Source organism: Geodermatophilus tzadiensis (genome assembly GCF_003002915.1).
GTDB classification, from domain to species: domain Bacteria; phylum Actinomycetota; class Actinomycetes; order Mycobacteriales; family Geodermatophilaceae; genus Geodermatophilus; species Geodermatophilus tzadiensis.
This window is the reverse complement of record NZ_PVTG01000006.1, coordinates 166,113-183,929: the sequence shown is the minus strand read 5'-3', so window position 1 is coordinate 183,929 and position 17,817 is coordinate 166,113. Positions and strand designations below refer to the sequence as shown.

The 17,817-nt window shown below is 75.8% G+C and carries 17 protein-coding genes; 12 read left to right on the top strand and 5 right to left on the bottom strand.

Features of this window, described 5'->3' with window-relative positions:
* The first annotated feature begins 137 nt into the window (after window positions 1-137).
* From LY71_RS10555 to LY71_RS10505, 11 genes are all read left to right on the top strand, one after another.
* Window positions 138-1,106: a flagellar motor switch protein FliM gene (locus LY71_RS10555; protein ID WP_245887816.1), complete on the top strand. Its 969-nt coding sequence runs from the start codon at window positions 138-140 to the stop codon at window positions 1,104-1,106.
* On the top strand, window positions 1,103-1,852 hold the full coding sequence (fliN, locus tag LY71_RS10550; RefSeq protein ID WP_106277092.1) for a flagellar motor switch protein FliN: 750 nt from the start codon (window positions 1,103-1,105) through the stop codon (window positions 1,850-1,852). The genes LY71_RS10555 and fliN overlap by 4 nt, the downstream gene beginning before the upstream one ends.
* A 5-nt stretch (window positions 1,853-1,857) precedes the next feature.
* Window positions 1,858-2,298 (top strand): FliO/MopB family protein, encoded by a 441-nt coding sequence (locus LY71_RS10545; RefSeq protein ID WP_245887824.1) that lies wholly within the window; start codon window positions 1,858-1,860, stop codon window positions 2,296-2,298.
* Window positions 2,298-3,110 carry a flagellar type III secretion system pore protein FliP gene (gene fliP, locus LY71_RS10540; RefSeq protein WP_106277086.1) on the top strand — a complete coding sequence of 271 codons (813 nt, stop codon included), beginning with the start codon at window positions 2,298-2,300 and terminating at the stop codon, window positions 3,108-3,110. The genes LY71_RS10545 and fliP overlap by 1 nt, the downstream gene beginning before the upstream one ends.
* 73 nt (window positions 3,111-3,183) lie before the next feature.
* Entirely contained in the window at window positions 3,184-3,459 is a 276-nt protein-coding gene (gene fliQ / locus LY71_RS10535) for a flagellar biosynthesis protein FliQ (protein WP_106277084.1), read from the top strand.
* Window positions 3,460-3,464: 5 nt separating this feature from the next.
* Window positions 3,465-4,229 carry a flagellar biosynthetic protein FliR gene (gene fliR / locus LY71_RS10530; protein WP_106277081.1) on the top strand — a complete coding sequence of 255 codons (765 nt, stop codon included), beginning with the start codon at window positions 3,465-3,467 and terminating at the stop codon, window positions 4,227-4,229.
* A gap of 3 nt (window positions 4,230-4,232) precedes the next feature.
* Window positions 4,233-5,381, top strand: coding sequence for an EscU/YscU/HrcU family type III secretion system export apparatus switch protein (locus LY71_RS10525; RefSeq protein ID WP_106277078.1), 1,149 nt, complete (start codon window positions 4,233-4,235; stop codon window positions 5,379-5,381).
* A gap of 162 nt (window positions 5,382-5,543) precedes the next feature.
* On the top strand, window positions 5,544-7,574 hold the full coding sequence (gene flhA, locus LY71_RS10520) for a flagellar biosynthesis protein FlhA (protein ID WP_106277076.1): 2,031 nt from the start codon (window positions 5,544-5,546) through the stop codon (window positions 7,572-7,574).
* The gene (locus LY71_RS10515) at window positions 7,555-10,272 is read left to right on the top strand and encodes a hypothetical protein (protein ID WP_106277074.1); all 2,718 of its coding nucleotides are present in this window, start codon (window positions 7,555-7,557) and stop codon (window positions 10,270-10,272) included. Before flhA ends, LY71_RS10515 begins: the two co-directional genes overlap by 20 nt.
* Window positions 10,269-10,514, top strand: coding sequence for a hypothetical protein (locus LY71_RS10510; protein ID WP_106277072.1), 246 nt, complete (start codon window positions 10,269-10,271; stop codon window positions 10,512-10,514). The genes LY71_RS10515 and LY71_RS10510 overlap by 4 nt, the downstream gene beginning before the upstream one ends.
* A gap of 156 nt (window positions 10,515-10,670) precedes the next feature.
* Window positions 10,671-11,603 carry a type IV toxin-antitoxin system AbiEi family antitoxin domain-containing protein gene (locus LY71_RS10505; RefSeq protein ID WP_106277069.1) on the top strand — a complete coding sequence of 311 codons (933 nt, stop codon included), beginning with the start codon at window positions 10,671-10,673 and terminating at the stop codon, window positions 11,601-11,603.
* 73 nt (window positions 11,604-11,676) lie between these two features.
* Here LY71_RS10505 and phoH2 read toward each other — a convergent pair whose 3' ends face one another.
* The 4 genes from phoH2 to LY71_RS10485 all read right to left on the bottom strand — a co-directional run bounded on the left by phoH2 (window position 11,677) and on the right by LY71_RS10485 (window position 15,565).
* The gene (gene phoH2 / locus LY71_RS10500) at window positions 11,677-12,972 is read right to left on the bottom strand and encodes an RNA 5'-3' helicase PhoH2 (protein WP_106277066.1); all 1,296 of its coding nucleotides are present in this window, start codon (window positions 12,970-12,972) and stop codon (window positions 11,677-11,679) included.
* Window positions 12,973-13,214: 242 nt separating this feature from the next.
* Entirely contained in the window at window positions 13,215-13,550 is a 336-nt protein-coding gene (locus LY71_RS10495; protein WP_106277063.1) for a hypothetical protein, read from the bottom strand.
* Window positions 13,551-13,554: 4 nt separating this feature from the next.
* A complete protein-coding gene (locus LY71_RS10490) occupies window positions 13,555-14,772 on the bottom strand; it encodes a DUF885 domain-containing protein (RefSeq protein WP_106277061.1) in 1,218 nt (405 codons plus the stop codon).
* 13 nt (window positions 14,773-14,785) lie between these two features.
* Window positions 14,786-15,565 (bottom strand): isoprenyl transferase, encoded by a 780-nt coding sequence (locus LY71_RS10485; protein WP_106277059.1) that lies wholly within the window; start codon window positions 15,563-15,565, stop codon window positions 14,786-14,788.
* A gap of 136 nt (window positions 15,566-15,701) precedes the next feature.
* Here LY71_RS10485 and trhA point away from each other — a divergent pair, with 136 nt between their 5' ends.
* Window positions 15,702-16,514, top strand: a complete 813-nt coding sequence (trhA, locus tag LY71_RS10480; protein WP_106277057.1) for a PAQR family membrane homeostasis protein TrhA — start codon at window positions 15,702-15,704, stop codon at window positions 16,512-16,514.
* A gap of 37 nt (window positions 16,515-16,551) precedes the next feature.
* Here the strand turns inward: trhA and LY71_RS10475 are convergent, their stop codons facing one another.
* Window positions 16,552-17,805, bottom strand: a complete 1,254-nt coding sequence (locus tag LY71_RS10475) for a geranylgeranyl reductase family protein (protein ID WP_106277054.1) — start codon at window positions 17,803-17,805, stop codon at window positions 16,552-16,554.
* Between the last annotated feature and the right edge of the window lie 12 nt (window positions 17,806-17,817).

Below are 17,817 nucleotides of genomic sequence, written 5' to 3'. Positions count from 1 at the left end.
CCGACCGATCGGCCCCCGTCCCACCCGTCCCACCCCAGCGACCTCCCGGCGCACCACGCGTCACACCCTCCCCGGCTGACCGGCGGCGCACCGCGCCGCCGGTCAGTTCGCGTTCCGGCCCCGCCGATGAGGGACCCGTGACCCGCCCCGAGATGCCGACCGCCCCCAGCGGGCCCGGTCCGCAGTCGCCGGCCGTGGGCGGCCGCAGCCGGCGAGGTGCTCCCCGCACCTACGACTTCCGCCGCCCCACCAAGCTCTCCCGCGAGCACGTGCGGGTGCTGCAGATCGCGCAGGAGGCCTTCGCCCGCCAGGCGACGACGGTCCTGACGACGATGCTGCGCACCGGCGCCCGCCTGGAGCTGCTGGGCATCGAGCAGCACTCCTACGACGACTACGTCGCGACGCTGCCCAAGCCCTGCTTCCTGACGACGTTCACCATCGAGCCGCTGGCCGGCAAGGGCCTGCTGGCCTACCCGCTCGACCTCGCGATGGCCACCGTCGACCACATGCTCGGCGGTTCCGGCGCCGCCCAGCAGCCCGAGCGGCCGCTGACGACGATGGAGACCACCATCACCGGCCAGCTGCTCACCCGGCTGCTGCAGGAGTTCGCCGCCGCCTTCACCCACGTCGCCGACGTCCGGCCGGTCTCCGACGGCATCGAGTACGACCCCGCCCTGGCCCAGGCCGCGGCCGGCTCGGACACGGTGATGGTCGCCCGCTTCACGCTGTCGATCGGCACGCGGGAGGGCGCCGCCTCGCTGGTGCTGCCGTTCTCCTCGTTCGCGCCCGCGCTGTCCGACGCCGCCTCCCCGCAGCTGTCGGAGTCGGCGCAGCGGGAGCGCCAGCGCGCCGCCGAGGCGCTGACCGAGCGCCTCGAGCTCGTCCCGGTCGACGTCAGCGTGCGCTTCACGCCGCTGGAGGTCTCCTCCGAGGACCTGCTGTCGCTGACCGTCGGCGACGTGCTGCTGCTGCGCCACCCGCGTGACGCGCCGCTGGAGGTCACCACCAACGACGTCACGTTCGCCCACGCGATCGCCAGCAACCACCGGCGTCGGCTGGCCGCCGCCATCGTCCCCACCCCGTCGGCCGCGAAGGACCCCGCATGACCGCCACCCTCGACCACACCCAGGCCTCGGAGACGATCACCGCCGTCGTCGTCGCCGCCGCCCGCGCCGCGGCCGCCCTCGTCCCGGCCAGCAGCGAGCTGGTGCCCGGGGCCGCGGTGACCGACCCCGACGCCGTCCCGCTCCCGCCGGCCGCGGCCGCCGCGGTCAGCGCCCGGCTCTCCGGGGAGGTCTCCGGCGACGTCGTCCTGGTGCTCTCCGCCGACGTCGTCGAGGCCCTCGACAACTCCCCCGTCGGCCCGATGGACGTCGCCACCGCGCTGCGCCCGGCGCTCGAGGCGGCCGCGGCCACCCTCGGGCGGGTCCGGGTGGACGCCGAGCGCACCGAGGACCCGGTCACCGCCCTCGACGGGCTGCGCGACAAGGGCATGTTCGTCGCCGTCCCGCTGCTGGCGGGGGACGACCACCAGGCCACCCTCGCCCTACAGGTCACCCTGCCCGACGCCGCGCCGCGCACCCAGCGGGGCAGCCTGGACCTGCTGCGGCACGTGGCCATGGAGGTCACCGTCGAGATCGGCCGCACCCGGATGACCGTCGGCGAGCTGCTCTCGCTGCACCCGGGCGAGGTGGTCGAGCTCGACCGCGCCGCCAGCGCCCCGGCCGACCTGCTGGTCAACGGCACGCTCATCGCCCGCGGCGAGGTCGTCGTCGTCGACGAGGACTTCGGCCTGCGGATCAGCGAGATCGTCACCGACGCCGCCACCGAGCTCGGGCAGGCCGCGCCGTGACCTGGATGATCATCCGGCTGGTGCTCTCGCTGGCCTTCGTCGGTGGCGTGCTGTGGTTCGCCGCCCGGGTCGCGCAGAAGCGCGGGCTCGGCTCCTCCGGCGGGCTGGTCGACGTCGTCGCCCGCCAGCGCCTGGGCCGCACCAGCACGGTGAACGTGGTGCGCGTCGCCGACCGCGTGCTCGTCGTCGGCGCGACCGAGGAGCACGTCACCCTGCTCGCCGAGCTCGACGGCGAGGCGGTGGAGGCCGTGGAGGCCACCCTCGCCGCGCGGGTCCCCGCCCCGCGCAGCAGCCAGGACGGCGAGGACGGCGAGGACGGCGGGCCGCTGCCCGCACCCCGGGTCGGCGGCGGCCGGGTGGGCGGCGCGCTGGCGGGGTCGGTCCTCGACCGCGGCGGCTGGGCGTCCTTCGTCACCCAGCTGCGCGACCGGACGGTCCGCCGCTGATGACCGCCTCCTCCCCCGGGCGCCTGCGCCGCGCCGGCGTGGTCCTGCTCGCGCTGCTGGGCTGCGGCCTGGCCGGCGTGCTGACCGCCGGCGCCGCGGCCGCCGCGCCGACGGCGCCGACCGCCCCCGTCCCGCCGGCGGTGCCCGCCGTCGACGGCGGCGTGGACATCTCCGTCGGCAACGGCAGCCCCAGCACCTCGATCACGCTGATCCTGGCGGTCACCGTGCTGTCGGTGGCGCCGTCGGTGCTGCTGCTGTGCACCTCGTTCACCAAGATTGCCGTAGTGCTGTCGCTGACCCGCAACGCGCTGGGCCTGCAGTCCTCCCCGCCGAACTCGGTGCTCACCGGCATCGCGCTGTTCCTGACCCTGTTCGTGATGGGCCCGGTGTTCAGCGACGTCAACGAGGTCGCCGTCACGCCCTACATGGACGGCGCGATCACCGTCTCGCAGGCCTACGACGCCGGCGTCGTGCCGCTGAAGGAGTTCCTGCTCGACAACACCCGCGACGACGAGCTCGAGCTCATGATCGGGCTGTCCGGCGAGGAGCAGCCCGCGGACCGCGCGGCGGTCAGCATGACCACGCTGGTGCCCGCCTTCGTGCTCTCCGAGCTCAAGAGCGCCTTCATCATCGGGCTGGTCGTGTTCATCCCGTTCCTGGTGCTCGACATGCTGGTCAGCGCCGCGCTGATGGCGATGGGCATGATGATGGTGCCGCCGTCGATCGTGTCGCTGCCGTTCAAGCTGCTGCTGTTCGTCGTCGTCGACGGGTGGGCGCTGATCACCACCGCGCTCGTCGGGAGCTACACATGAGCGAGCTCGCGAGCTCACGCATGAGCACGGCAGCGCCGCGAGCGACGGCGACGAGCGCCAGCGAGGAGTCGTCGTGAGCGACGCCGACGTCACCGAGATCGCCGTGCAGACCATGACGGTGGCCGCCAAGGTCGCCGCCCCGGTGCTGCTGACGGCGCTGCTGGTCGGCTTCCTGATCTCGCTGTTCCAGGCGGCGACCCAGATCCAGGAACCGACGCTGTCCTTCGTGCCGAAGATGATCGCCGTCGCCGTGGCGCTGCTGGTCACGGGCAACTGGGTGCTCGCCGAGCTGGTGAGCTTCACCGAGGCCCTGTTCGACTCGCTGCCTCGGCTGCTCGGGCGGACCTGACCGGCATGGACCTCGAGGTCCCGGCGGTCACCCTCGCGGCGCTGCTGCTGGCCACCGCCCGGGCGGCGGGCTTCGTCCTGCTCGCCCCGCCGTTCAACACCCGCGCCGTGCCGGCCCCGGTCAAGGGCGCGCTCGCGCTGGCCCTGGCGGTCGCGCTGGTGCACCAGGTGGCGCCGGGCCTGCCCGAGCCGACCACCGGCTTCCTCGTGGTCACCGCGGTGACCGAGGTGGCCATCGGCGCGGCGCTGGGCTTCGTCGTCCAGCTGTTCTTCACCGCCGTCCAGTTCGCCGGCGAGCTGCTCGACGTCACCGGCGGCTTCACCCTCCAGCCGGCCTACGACCCGCTGGCCATGACGATGAACTCCGTCGTCGGCAAGCTGCACTCGCTGCTGGCCACCACGCTGCTGTTCACCAGCAACGGGCACCTGCTCATCGTGCGCGGCTTCGCCACCTCCTACGAGGGGCTGCCGGTGTCGGGCGGCTACCCGGCCGGGGCGGTCGCCGAGGTGGTGCTCACCGCCTTCTCCGCGATGTTCCTGGCCGCCCTGCAGATCGCCGGCCCGATGGTCGCCGTGCTGCTGCTGGCCGACGTCGCCCTGGCGCTGCTCTCCCGCGCCGCCCCCGCGCTCAACATCTTCGCCATCGGGTTCCCGGTGAAGATCATGCTCACCCTGGGCCTGCTCGGGCTCACCTTCCCGCTGCTGCCACCGGCGCTCGACGCGCTGCTCGAGCAGGCCACCCGTGCGGTGGTCGCCCTCCGGAGCGGGTGAGCCGTGGCCAAGGACGGACCGGGCGGTGAGAAGACCGAGAAGCCCACTCCGAAGCGCCTCAAGGAGGCGCGCAAGGAGGGGCAGATCCCGCGGACCCAGGAGCTCGGCACCTGGGCCGGGGTCGCGGTGGCCAGCGCCCTGCTGCCGATGGTCGTGGGCAACGCCTTCGACGCCGTCGGCCGGCTGTTCGTGCAGGTGGGCACGGTGGCCCAGCACCCCGAGACCGAGGCGGTCACCCGGCTGCTGGGCGTGGCGCTGGACGCGTTCCTGTCCACCCTGCTGCCGACGGCGATCGGCCTGATGCTGGTCGGCGCGCTGGCCTCGGCGGCGCAGGGCGGGGTCAGCCCGTCGGCCAAGCCGATGAAGCCGACGCTGAAGAAGCTCAACCCGTTCCCCGGGATGAAGCGGATGTTCGGCACCCACGGGCTGTGGGAGGCGGTCAAGGCCGTGCTGAAGACGGCGGCGCTGGGCACCGTCGTCGCCGTCACCAGCAGCCGCGCGCAGACGCTGGTGTCCGCCTCCGGCGCGCTGCCGCTGTCGACGGTGGTGTCGACCTTCGCCGACAGCGCCGTGCTCATGTTCCGCGTCGTGGCCGTCACCGGCCTGGTCATCGCGGTCGCCGACTACGTGATCGTGCGGATGCAGATCATGAAGAAGCTCAAGATGAGCAGGTACGAGATCCAGCAGGAGCACAAGCAGTCCGAGGGCGACCCCCACGTCAAGGCGCAGCGGCGGGCCACCCAGATGGCCATGTCGCGCAACCGGATGATGGCCGAGGTCGCCACGGCCGACGTCCTGCTCGTCAACCCCACCCACGTCGCCGTCGCGCTGCGCTACGAGCCCGACCGCGGCGCTCCGCGGGTGGTGGCCAAGGGCGCCGACGAGCTGGCCGCCAAGCTGCGCGAGAAGGCCGCCGAGGCGCGGGTGCCGCTGGTGCAGGACGTGCCGCTGGCCCGGGCGCTGCACGCCTCCTGCGAGATCGGCCAGGAGGTGCCGCCGCAGCTGTTCACCGCGGTGGCGCGGGTGCTGGCCTTCGTGATGCAGCTGGGCCGGCGCGGCGTCCGCGGCGGCTTCCACCGGCCGGGCTTCGAGGCCCCCGACCTCACCGGCCTGCCGCGGGCCGGCCGCAGGAGGACGCCGGTCGCGTCCTGAGCTCCGCAGGCACTGGAGGCAATCCGCACGTCCGGGACGCCCGGGACGTGCGGAGTGCTTCCTGTGCCTGCACTCCTGGGGCGGGAGTGACGGGTGGGCCGCGCTGTGCCCGGAGCGGTGCCGCACTCGACTGGAGCTGCCGATGCAGGACCCGTGCGAGGGATGACGAAGGCCGCCGTGCCCATCGGCGTGGTCGCCATCGTCCTGATGCTGGTCGTGCCGCTGCCCGCCGCGGTGCTCGACCTGCTGCTGGGACTCAACATCACCGCGTCGCTGCTCATCCTGCTGGTGGCGATGCAGATCAAGCGGCCGCTGGACTTCGCCGTCTTCCCGTCCCTGATCCTCATCGCGACGCTGTTCCGGCTGGCGCTCAACGTCTCCTCGACGCGGCTGGTGCTCAGCGACGGCTACGCCGGCAAGGTCATCGAGGCCTTCGGGCACTTCGTGATCGGCGGCTCGCTGGTCGTCGGTCTGGTGATCTTCGTGATCCTCACGATCATCCAGTTCGTCGTCATCACCAACGGTGCCGGGCGCGTGGCCGAGGTCGGCGCCCGCTTCACCCTCGACGCGATGCCCGGCAAGCAGATGGCGATCGACGCCGACCTCAACGCCGGCCTGATCAACGAGAAGCAGGCGCGCAAGCGGCGCACCGAGGTCACCGCCGAGGCCGACTTCTACGGCTCGATGGACGGTGCCTCGAAGTTCGTCAAGGGCGACGCCATCGCCGCGATCATCATCACGCTGATCAACCTGATCGGTGGCTTCGCCGTCGGGATCGTGCAGCGCGGCATGGCGCCGGGCGAGGCGGTCTCCGCCTACTCGCTGCTGACCGTCGGCGACGGCCTGGTCTCCCAGATCCCCGCGCTGCTGCTGTCGACCGCGACCGGCATCATCGTCACCCGCTCGGCCAGCGAGGGCGACATGGGCAGCGACCTGCTCGCCCAGCTCGGCCGCTTCCGGCAGCCGGTGCGGATCGCCGGCGGCGCCGCGCTGGCGCTGTGCCTGATCCCCGGCCTGCCCAAGCTGCCCTTCCTCCTCATCGGCACGGTCTTCCTCGTCATGGCCTCGCGGATGCAGGAGACCCTCCCGGACGACGACGCCGAGGCTCCCCCCGCGGCCGCCGACGAGCCGACGCCGGACTCCCCCGAGGCGATCGCCGAGAAGATGCGGGTCGACCCGCTCGAGCTCGAGGTGGCCTTCGACCTCGTCGACCTCGTCGACAGCTCCCGCGGCGGCGACCTGCTCGACCGGGTCAAGGCGCTGCGCCGGAAGGTCGCCATGGACACCGGCCTGGTCATCCCGCTGGTCCGCACCCGCGACAACCTCGACCTGCCGGCCTCCCAGTACGTCATCTGGCTCAACGGCGTCCCCGCCGCCAAGGGCTCCTCCCCGGCGGGCACCGTGCTGGCCATCGGCGACGCCCTCGACGGGCTGCCCGGCCGCCCCACCCGCGAGCCGGTGTTCGGCCTGCCCGCCAAGTGGGTGCCGGTCGAGCTGCAGCGGCAGGCGGAGATGGCCGGCGCCACCGTCGTCGACCGCTCCTCGGTCATCACCACCCACCTGGCCGAGGTCGTGCGGCAGAACGCCGCCGAGCTGCTCGGCCGCGAGGACGTCCGGCTGCTGGTCGAGATGGTCCGCCGCTCGCACCCGGTCGTGGTCGAGGAGCTCACCCCCGCGCTGCTCACCCTCGGCGAGGTGCAGCGGGTGCTGCACGCGCTGCTCGCCGAGAACGTCTCCATCCGCGACCTCGTGCGCATCTTCGAGGCGCTGTCGGTCCGCGCGAAGGTGTCCACCGACGTCGACGGGCTGGTCGAGGCCGTCCGCGCGTCGCTCGGCTCGGCGATCAGCCACCCCTACGTCACGCCCGACGAGCGGCTGCACGTGCTCACCCTCGAGCCCGCGTTCGAGCAGCGGCTCCTCGAGGCGGTCCGCTCCAGCGACGGCGGCCAGGTGCTGGCCCTCGACGCCAGCTCGGTCGACGCGCTGGTCACCGGCTGCTCCGGCTTGCTGGAGGAGGCCGAGAGCCACGGCTTCGCGCCGGTCCTCGTGTGTTCCCCCCAGGTCCGGGCGGCCCTGTCCCGCCTGGTCCGCCAGGTCCTTCCCCGCCTGCCGGTGATCTCCTACTCGGAGGTCTCCCGCACGGCCCAGATCGAGTCACTGGGAGTGGTGAGCGGTGCCGTTGCCATCCGTTGAGGCGCCCACGCCCGAGGCCGCCGTCGCCGCCGCGCGCGAGCGGTACGGGCACTCGGTGCGGATCACCGGCGTGCGCCGGATCCGCTCGGGCGGGGTCCTGGGCTTCTTCGCCACCGAGCGCTTCGTCGCCGAGGTCGAGGAGGTCGAGCCGGCCCGGCGCACCCCCGCGCCGCGGTCGGAGTCCGCCCGCCGCATCGAGGCCGCGCTCAGCCGCGACGCCGGGGTGCTGGCCGACTCCGACATCCGGCCGCTGTCCGGCTCGCGCCGGCCCGCCACCGCGCGGCACGCCGCCCGGCCGGCGCGCCCGGTCGCCGAGCTGCCCGACCCGGTCGACGAGCTCGCCGGCCTGCTCGGCGGCGGCGACCGGCCCGAGGTCGACCTGTACTCGCGCGCCGCGTTCCCCGCCGCCGGACGCCGGACGGCGACCGCCGCCCGCCCCGCGGCCCACAGCAGTGCCGCCGCACACGCCGGTGCCGCGGCGCGCTCGCCGCGTGCCGCCGACCGGGGCGACGGCCTCGCGGACGCCCTCGCGGCCGCCGGCCGCCCGGCCGCGTCCGCCGGCCGCCGTCCGAACCGACCCGCGGCGCGGCCGCCGGCGACCCCGCCGGCCGAGGGGGGCCCGTCGCTGTTCACCGCCGCCCTGGCGCAGGTCGTCGCCGGCGACCGGGAGGTCCGCGAGGCCGTGGACGACGCCGTCGCCACGGCGCTGCGGACGGCGCCCGAGCCGGTGCAGGAGGAGGCCGCCGCCCGCTCGGTCGTGCGGCCGCCCGCCGCCGCGCCGACCCCGCCGGCCGTGCCCTTCGCCGCCGCGCTGGCCGCGGTGGCCGCCGCCGCGCCCGCCCCTGCCGCTGCCCCGGCTGCCGCTCCGGCTCCCGCGGCCGAGGCCGTGCCGGCTCCCGCGCCCGAGCCGGCGCCGGTCGCCGAGTCCCCCGCGCCCGTCGTCGAGCCCGCCCCCGTCGTCGAGCCCGCCCCCGTGGTCGAGGAGCCCGTCGCCGCCGAGCCCGTCGCCGTCGAGGAGCCGGTCGTCGAGGAGCCGGTGGTGGCCGCGGCGCCCGAGGTCGACATGTGGGCCGACATGTGGGCCGACCCGGCCCCCGCCGTCCGCACCGCCGCGCCCGCCCGGCCCGCCCCGGTCGCGCCTGCCGAGGAGCCGGTCAGCGACGAGCAGGCCGAGGCCGCCGGCGAGCAGTCGCTGCTGGCCGAGCTGCTCGGCGACGCCGACGAGGACGACGCGCCCGCCGTCCCCCGGGCGGCCGCCGCCCGGGGAACCGTCCCGCAGCTGACCGCCCGCCCGGCTCCCGCGCACCGGACCACCGAGCTGGCCGTCATCGACGACGAGCCGATCACCGACGTGCTGCCCGCCGTCGTCGTGGCGCCGATCGAGGTCCCCGCCCCGCAGCCGGTGGTCCCGGCGTGGGCGCCCGGCGAGCCGGACTCCGGCCCGGCCACCGGCCGCGAGGAGGCGATCGCCGAGGTGCTGCGGGCCGCGCTGGCCCACGACACCCCCGACGACGCGCTGACCGACATCCTGCGCGGGGTGCTCGCCAGCGCCTCGACCCAGGGCGGTGTGCACCGCGGCCGCCCGCCGGTCCCCGCCCGCACGCGGGTCGCGGCCGAGGAGCCCGCGTGGGTGGACGCCTCCGCGGAGTCCGACGAGTGGGAGGTCGCCGAGCAGGTCGGGTCCGAGCGGCTGGCCCTCGCGGCGACCGCCAGCGACCCGGCCCCGGTGGCGCTGGACTCCACCGCGGTCCTGCCCCCGCTGTCGCTGCTGCCCCCGCCGACCCCCGGCAAGGCGCTGGCCGTGCCGCCGCTGCTGTCCCGGCCCCCGGTCCCGCCCGCGCGGCGGCGCCCCTCGGTGCCCGGCCAGGCCGTCGCCCGGATCGCCGCGCCCCGGCCGTCGTCCGGGCTGGCCACGGTCACCCGCCTGCCGGTCGACTCCCGCGCCGGCGGCCGGGTCGTCGTCCCGTCGGTGCGCGAACGCGGCCCCTCCGGCCGCGACCTCGCCGACTCGCGGATGGCCGAGGCGGCCGGCACCGTCGCCCGGCTGCGCGCCCTCGGCGTGCCCGAGGAGGTGCTCGACGCGGCCTTCACCGCCGAGGTCGCCGCCCACGGCACCTACGCGGCGCTGACCCGGGCGCTGGGCGCAGCGCTGCCCGCGGCGCCGTCGGCCCCGGCCGGCCCCGGCGACGTGCTGCTGGTCGTCGGCCCCGGCGTCGAGACGCTGGCCGCCGCCCGCTCGCTGTCGCTGTCGCTGCGCCTGGACGCCGACCGGCTGCAGTGGGCCACCCGCGGCGACCTGTCCGCGCTGGTGCCCGAGAGCAGCCGGATCACCTCGGTGGAGGCCGCACTCGCCCGCAAGCAGGAGGCCGCCGCCGCGGCGACGCCGACCGTCGTGGCGGTCGACGCGCCGATGCGCGCCGGCGGCCGCACCTGGCTCGAGCAGGTCCTGGCGGTGTTCTCGCCGGTCAGCGTGTGGGCCGTCGTCGAGGCGACCCGCAAGCCCGAGGACGTCGGCCCGTGGCTCGGCGCGCTCCCGCGGGTGGACGCGCTCGTCGTCCAGGACACCGACCTGACCGCCGACCCCGCCGCCGTCCTCGGGCGGACGACGGTGCCGGTGGCCCTCCTCGACGGCGTGCGGGCGACCGCGCACCGGTGGGCCTCGCTGCTGTGCGAGCGGCTGGAGACCGCTGAGGCATGAGCCCGCTGCGCTGGGACGTCCTGCTCGCGGGGCTCGTGCTGGCCCTGCCGGTGCTCGCGCTGGGCCTGCGCGGCGACTTCACCGCCCACGAGGTCGCCGCGCGGCTGCCCTGGTGCCTGCTCGCGGGCTGGGGCGCGGTGGCGCTGCTGCGGTTCGCCGCGACGCCGCCGCGCACCCCGCCGGCCCGCCACCGCGGCGCCGTCCCGTCGCCGGCCGACCCGGACCCCGACCCGGCCGCCTGACCCCGGCGTTGCCGGTGTTCCTCGACCACCGCCGGTGCTGCGGCTCCCGCACCGCACGAGGAACACCGGCAGCATGGCCGTCCACAGGCGACGGCGCCGTCCACGGGTCCGCGTCGGGTGGCTCGACGGAGAGGCCGGGCGAGCCACCGTCTCGACGTGGACCCGACCGCCCTGCCCCCACTGGCCCTCCGGCGTGACCTGGTCACCGTCGGCTGGGACGACGACGAGATCGCCCGCGCGCGCCGGTCGGGTGACCTGACCCGCCTCCGCCGCGGGGCCTACGTGGACGGCCCACTGCCTCCCGAGGTCGCCGACCGCCACCGTCTCCTGGTGCGGGCGACCCTCGCCGGCCTGCGCCGGCCGGCCGTCGTCAGCCACGAGTCGGCCGCCGTCCTGCACGGGCTGCCCACCTGGGGGCTGCGGCTGGGCCGGGTCCACGTGACCCGCCGCCCGCCGGCGTCGAGCGACGCCTCCCGCACCCTGCGCTGCCACGTCGCGCGCCTGGCCGACGACGAGGTGGTCGTCCTCGACGGGGTGCCGGTCACCGACTCGGCGCGCACCGCGCTGGACCTCGCCCGCTGCCTGCCGTTCGAGGCCGCCGTCGTGGCGCTCGACGCCGTGCTGGCCCTCGGGTTGGCGAGCCGGTCGCAGCTGCGGGACCGGGTCGCCTCCCTGGCGGGCACCCGCGGGGCGCGCCGCGCCGCACGCGCGGTGACCTTCGCGGACGGGCGCAGCGACAGCGTCGGGGAGAGCCGGAGCCGGGTGCTGCTCGACCGGCTCGGCCTGGCCCCGAGCGGCCTGCAGCACCCGGTCCACGCCGCGGACGGGACGTTCCTGGGCCGCACCGACGTCGTGTGGGAGGCGGAGCGGCTGCTCGGGGAGTTCGACGGGCGCGTGGAGTACGGCCGGCTGCTGCGCCCGGGTCAGGAGCCGGGCGACGCGGTGTTCGACGAGAAGCGCCGGGAGGACGCCATGCGGGCCGAGGACCACGGCATGGTCCGCTGGACCTGGGGCGACCTCGACCGACCGGGGGTGGTCGCCGGCCTGGTCGGACGGGCGCTCCAGCGGCGCCGACGACGCGGGGCCTGACCACTGCCGGTGTTCCTCGCGCTGTGCCGGTCCGGCAGGACCCCCACAGCGCGAGGAACACCCCAGGAGGAGGTCAGAAGGGCAGGTCCTCGAGCATCTCGGTGACCAGGGCGGCGATCGGCGAGCGCTCGGAGCGGGTCAGCGTCACGTGCGCGAACAGCGGGTGCCCCTTGAGCTGCTCGACCACCGCGGCGACGCCGTCGTGCCGGCCCACCCGCAGGTTGTCCCGCTGGGCGACGTCGTGGGTGAGCACTACCCGCGAGCCCGAGCCCAGCCGCGACAGCACGGTGAGCAGCACGCCGCGCTCGAGCGACTGCGCCTCGTCGACGATCACGAACGAGTCGTGCAGCGACCGCCCGCGGATGTGGGTCAGCGGCAGCACCTCGATCAGCTCCCGCGAGGCGATCTCCTCGAGCACGTCCCGGGAGACCAGCGCGCCGAGGGTGTCGTAGACGGCCTGCGCCCAGGGCGACATCTTCTCGCCCTCGCTGCCGGGCAGGTACCCGAGCTCCTGCCCGCCGACGGCGTACAGCGGCCGGAAGACGACGACCTTCGCGTGCGCCCGCCGCTCCATCACCGACTCCAGGCCCGCGCACAGCGCCAGCGCCGACTTGCCCGTCCCCGCCCGCCCGCCGAGCGAGACGATCCCGATCTCGGGGTCGAGCAGCAGGTCCAGCGCGATGCGCTGCTCGGCCGAGCGCCCGTGCAGTCCGAACGCCTCCCGGTCGCCGCGGACCAGGCGCACGTGCTTGTCCGGCGTCACCCGCCCCAGCGCCGACCCGCGCGAGGACAGCAGCACCAGCCCGGTGTGCGCCGGCAGCTCCGCGGCGGCCGGCACGCGCACCTCCCCGGCGTCGTAGAGGGCGCCCAGCTCGGCGTCGTCCACCGACACCTCGGCCATCCCGGTCCACCCGGCGTCGACGGCGTCCAGCGCGCGGTACTCGTCGGTGTCCAGGCCGACGGCGGCCGCCTTGACCCGCAGCGGCACGTCCTTGGTGACCAGGCAGACGTCGCGGCCCTCGGCGCGCAGGTTGAGCGCGACGACCATGATCCGGCTGTCGTTGCTGTCGTTGCGGAAGCCGGCCGGCAGCACCGCCGCGTCGCTGTGGTTGAGCTCCACGTGCACGGTGCCGCCCTCCTCGCCGACCGGCACGGGCGCGTCGAGCCGGCCGTGGGCCACCCGCAGGTCGTCGAGGAAGCGCAGCGCCTGCCGCGCGAACCAGCCCAGCTCGTGGTGGTGCCGCTTGTCCTCGAGCTCCCCGATCACCACGAGCGGGAGCACCACGTCGGCGTCGCCGAAGCGCAGCAGCGCGCCCGGGTCCGACAGCAGGACGGAGGTGTCGAGGACGTACGTGCGGCGAGCGGTCACGGATTCTCTCCCGACGGGCGCGGCGCGCCCCGGCTCGAAGGTGGCCGGGCCCCGGCACAGGGGCCGGGCACCGGCCCCCAGGTCGACGAACTCGTCAGCACCAACCGGGCCTCCCGTGGGCGGCGGGGCGGGCCCGTCGTCCACCCCGGACGCTAGAGCGGGGAGGTGACGGTCACATGACGGACAGGAGGCGTGTCCTCCGACGGAGGGACCACCGGTCCCAGCCGCACCACCCGTCGGGGTCAGCGGCGACGGCGGTCGGAGGTGCCGGGCGGCCACGGCTGCTGCCAGGACGCCGGCATCTCCCGGGTGGGCGCCGGCCGGCCGGGGGGCGGGACGTCGTCGTGGGGCGGCCAGCCCCGCAGGTCGTCGTCGGCCTCCCCGTACGCCTGCCGTCCCCGGGCCCGCGGGCGCCGCGGCCGCAGCGCCACGGCCGCCCAGAGCAGGGGCACCAGGAGCACCGGCCACTGCACCGAGAGGTCGCCGAAGCGGAGGATCCCGGCCACCAGCAGCGCGAACAGCCAGCCCGCCGTCCACAGCCCCAGGACGCGGGCCTCCCCCGGATCGCGGCGGGCCACGGGCTCAGCCGGCCGGCAGCTCGGCGGTGACGACGGCCGGGGTGAGCGGCTCGTCGAGCAGGCGGACGAAGCGGTCGGCGACGTCCTGCCCGGCCGGCCGGGCCGCCAGCCAGCGGTGCAGCAGGTCGTAGCCCTCCACGTAGGTGGTGATGTAGGCCCGCCACAGCGGGTGGGTGAGGAAGCGCAGCTGCTGGCGGGCGCGCTCGGCGCTGACCAGCGACCAGCGCTGGATGTAGGCGGCCACCTCGTCGGCGTCGGCGCCGCGGTCGTGCAGCAGGACGGCGGCGTCCTGGCGCACCCGGTTCAGCGGCGCGGCGGCCGCGGCGATCCGCTCGGCCAGGTGCCCGTCGAAGCGCAGCCCGAGGTCGCCGAGCACCTCGGCGGCCCACGGCCCCCAGCCCGCGCCGATGGAGGCGTCGACGCCGAGGTCGGCCAGCCCCTCGGCCATCAGGCACTCGGGGGTGTTGACCAGGAACACGGTGTGCTCGAGGTGCCCGGCCCGCTCCACCAGCCCCCGCTCCTTGCGGCAGTGCTCGGTGTGGTGGCCGGGGTAGGACTCGTGCGCCACCAGGTGCGGCAGCTGGCTGAGCCGGTGCGGGAGGTCGGCGTTGATGGCGACCCGGGACCGGTAGTCGCCCTCGTAGTAGTTGAAGCCCGACCAGGGCTTGTCGGTGACGATCTCGTAGCGCACCGTCTCGGCCTCGGGCAGGCCGTAGCGGCCGCGGACCCGGTCGCGCAGCGCGCTGGACAGCGCGTGCACCGCCTCGCCCAGCCGCTGCGGCGGGCACTCCTCCCGGCGGCGGTGCGCGGCGTACCGCTCGGCGAGCGCGCCCTCGCCGGGCAGCAGCGTGTCGAGCTCGGCGTGCGCGGCGGCGTAGTCCGCCGGCTCGCCGAGGGTGAGGTCGACCTGGAAGTAGCTGCGCACCTCGTCGAGGAAGCCCACCGGCTCGTCGCTCATCTTCCGGGCGCTGCACTCCAGCCCGGTGAGCTGGGCGCGGATGAAGCCGGCCCGGTCGGCGGGCAGCCCGGAGACCTCGAGCTCCTGCAGCAGCGCCCGCGCCTGGTCGCGCAGTCCCTGCGGCGTGGGCGCCGGCTCGCTCTCGACCTCGGCGCGGATCCGCTTCTCACCGGTGTAGGCGTCGACGAGACCGGACTCGAGGCGGTCGAAGCGCAGGCCCAGCCGGACGTACTCGAGGGGGACGTCGACCGCGCCGGCTGCCATGTCCCCGAGTCTGTCACCCACCGAATCGGCGGTGCCGCGCCGCGTAGGCCCGCAGCGCGCGGAGGAAGTCCACGCGGCGGAAGTCCGGCCAGTAGACGTCGGTGAAGTAGAACTCCGAGTGCGCCGTCTGCCAGAGCAGGAAGCCGGACATGCGCTGCTCGCCGCTGGTGCGGATCACCAGGTCGGGGTCGGGCTGGCCGCGGGTGTAGAGGTGCTCGGCGATGTGCTCGACGTCGAGGACGCCGACGAGCTCGTCGAGCGTCGTCCCCCGGCTGGCGTGCTCGGCCAGCAGCGAGCGGACGGCGTCGGCGATCTCCCGCCGCCCGCCGTACCCGACGGCGAGGTTGACGTGGGCGCCCGGGCGGCCGCGGGTGACCTCCTCGGCCTCCTTGAGCACCGCGACGGTCTCGGCGGGCAGCAGTTCCAGCGCGCCCACCGGCCGCAGCTGCCAGCGCCGGTCGGGCGCGGAGAGGTCCTCGGCGACGCCCTCGATGATCCGCATCAGCGGCGTCAGCTCCGGCTCGGGCCGGGTGAGGTTGTCGGTGGAGAGGAGGAAGAGGGTGACCACCTCGACGCCGGCCTCGTCGCACCAGCCGAGGAAGGAGGCGATGCGGTCGGCGCCGCGGCGGTGCCCGGCGTTGGGGTCGAGCAGGCCGGTGGCCCGTGCCCAGCGCCGGTTGCCGTCGATGATCGCCCCGACGTGCCGGGGGACGTCGGCGCCCACCAGCTGCCGCGCCAGACGCCGCTCGTAGAGCTGGGTCAGGACGTCGCGGACCCACTGACGCGCCCCCACGCGGCACACAGTAGGCCCCCGGCCGGACACGTTCCGCAGCTGTCCCTGAGCGGCGGGTCCCGGGGCCGGCCGGCTGCCGGGCAGCTCACAGGTCGCCGACGGTGCACGCCTCCCCGGTGCTCCGTAACCTCGGTCCATGGACGCTGCCCCCGACCCCCGCGAGCCGGTCCGGGTGCAGGCCGACGGGGCCGAGATCGAGGCCCCGCGCGGCCCCGCCGTCGCCACCGTCCACGACGAGGGCGAGCAGGTCGAGCGGACCTGGACCGCCGAGGACTTCGCCGACGGCGACTGGGAGCACCCCGACACCCGCCCGCGGATGCGCGGCTGGCTGCACCTGTTCGCCTTCTTCGGCGCGGTCGTCGCCGGCGCCGTGCTGGTCCCGCTCGGCTCGGTGCTCGGCGCCCGCGCCGGGTTCTCCGTGGCCGTCTACTGCCTGACGATCTGCGGCCTGTTCGGCATCAGCGCGCTCTACCACCGGCGGCGCTGGTCACCGCGCGGCTGGAAGCTCATGAAGCGGCTCGACCACTCGATGATCTTCCTGTTCATCGCGGGCACGTACACGCCGTTCTCGCTGCTCGCCGTCGACCAGCCCACCGGCTACTGGGTGCTCGGCGGCGTCTGGGCGGGGGCGCTGGCCGGCGTCTGCCTCAAGCTGTCCTGGCCGACGGCGCCGCGCTGGCTCGGCGTCCCGCTCTACGTGGGGCTGGGCTGGGTCGCCGTCTTCATCCTCACCGACATCCTGCACATCGCCGGCGTCACCTCGCTGGTGCTGCTCGCCGTCGGCGGGCTGCTCTACACCCTCGGCGGGGTGGCCTACGCCGTCCGGTGGCCCAACCCGGTGCCCGGCGTCTTCGGCTACCACGAGGTCTTCCACGCGATGACCATCGTGGCCGCGATCTGCCACTACATCGCCGTCTACTTCGCGATGTACAACTCCCCCTTCGTGTAGGCCTGGACCGCGTGCACCTCCGCGGGAGTGCACGGGCTCAGGCGAACAGGGGGCGGTCGTCGAAGCGGCGGGAGAGGCGGCCGGCGGTGCGCCAGGCGCGGGCCACGACGTCGCGGTCCTCGTCGGTGACCAGGTTGCCCATCACCCGCAGCGCCACGGTCATCAGCGCCCGCGAGCGCATGCCGACCGGCCCGGCCGCGGGCAGGAAGCGGGGGACGGTGAGCAGCCCGGCCAGCCGGCGGGCCACGGAGAACGCCTCGCCGTAGTGCTCCCGCAGCGTCGCCGGCCAGGCCTGCGACCAGTCGTCGGCGCCGAACAGGTCGACGACGGTGCGCCCGGTCTCGAGCCCGTAGTCGATGCCCTCGCCGTTGAGCGGGTTCACGCAGCCGGCCGCGTCGCCCACCAGCGCCCAGTTGCGCCCGGCCACGCCCGACACCGCCCCGCCCATGGGCAGCAGCGCCGACGCGGGCGCCTCGACCGGCCCCTGCAGCCGCCAGTCCTCCCGGCGGGCGTCGGCGTACACCTCCAGCAGCGACTTGAGCGCCACCCCGGCCGGGCGGCGGGCGGTGGCCAGCGTGCCGACGCCGATGTTGACCTTCCCGGCCCCGGCGCCCAGCGGGAACACCCACCCGTAGCCGGAGAGCAGCTCGCCCTCGGCGCCGCGCAGCTCCAGGTGCGAGGAGATCCACTCGTCGTCCGCCCGGCCCGAGCGCGCGTAGCCGCGGGCGGCGACGCCGTAGGCGGTGTCGCGGTGCCACTCGCGGCCGAGCACCCGGCCCAGCGGGGACCGGACGCCGTCGGCGACGACCAGCCGCCGGCAGCCGACGGTGACCGCCTCCTCCCCCGCCGTCTCGAACACCACGCCGGTGACCCGCTCGCCGTCGCGCTCGACGTCGACCGCCCGCGCGCCCTCCAGCGGCCTCGCCCCGGCCGCCAGCGCGCAGGCGCGGATGCGGGCGTCGAGCTCGGTGCGCGGCACGGCGCTGCCGTGGTCGGGGAAGGCCCCGCCGGGCCAGGGCAGCTCCCACACCCGGCCGAAGCCGGCGGCGCGCAGCCCGCGGTTGCGGGCGCGGGACCGCGCCCAGTCGCCGAGGCCCAGGCGGTCGAGCTCGGCGACCGCGCGCGGGGTCAGCCCGTCACCGCAGGCCTTGTCGCGAGGGAACACGGCGGCATCGGCCAGCAGCACGTCGTGCCCGGCGCGGGCGGCCCAGGCGGCCGCGGCGGACCCGGCCGGACCGGCCCCCACCACGAGCACGTCGGTGGCGGCGGGGACGGCGGCAGCGGCGGGCACGTCCCCAGTGTC

Coding starts and splice junctions, on each gene's coding strand:
- flhA (WP_106277076.1), top strand. CDS start 5,544: ATGACGAAGGCCGCCGTGCCCATCGGCGTGGTCGCCATCGTCCTGATG.
- LY71_RS10545 (WP_245887824.1), top strand. CDS start 1,858: ATGATCATCCGGCTGGTGCTCTCGCTGGCCTTCGTCGGTGGCGTGCTG.
- fliP (WP_106277086.1), top strand. CDS start 2,298: ATGACCGCCTCCTCCCCCGGGCGCCTGCGCCGCGCCGGCGTGGTCCTG.
- fliR (WP_106277081.1), top strand. CDS start 3,465: ATGGACCTCGAGGTCCCGGCGGTCACCCTCGCGGCGCTGCTGCTGGCC.
- fliN (WP_106277092.1), top strand. CDS start 1,103: ATGACCGCCACCCTCGACCACACCCAGGCCTCGGAGACGATCACCGCC.
- LY71_RS10490 (WP_106277061.1), bottom strand. CDS start 14,772: ATGGCAGCCGGCGCGGTCGACGTCCCCCTCGAGTACGTCCGGCTGGGC.
- trhA (WP_106277057.1), top strand. CDS start 15,702: ATGGACGCTGCCCCCGACCCCCGCGAGCCGGTCCGGGTGCAGGCCGAC.
- LY71_RS10510 (WP_106277072.1), top strand. CDS start 10,269: ATGAGCCCGCTGCGCTGGGACGTCCTGCTCGCGGGGCTCGTGCTGGCC.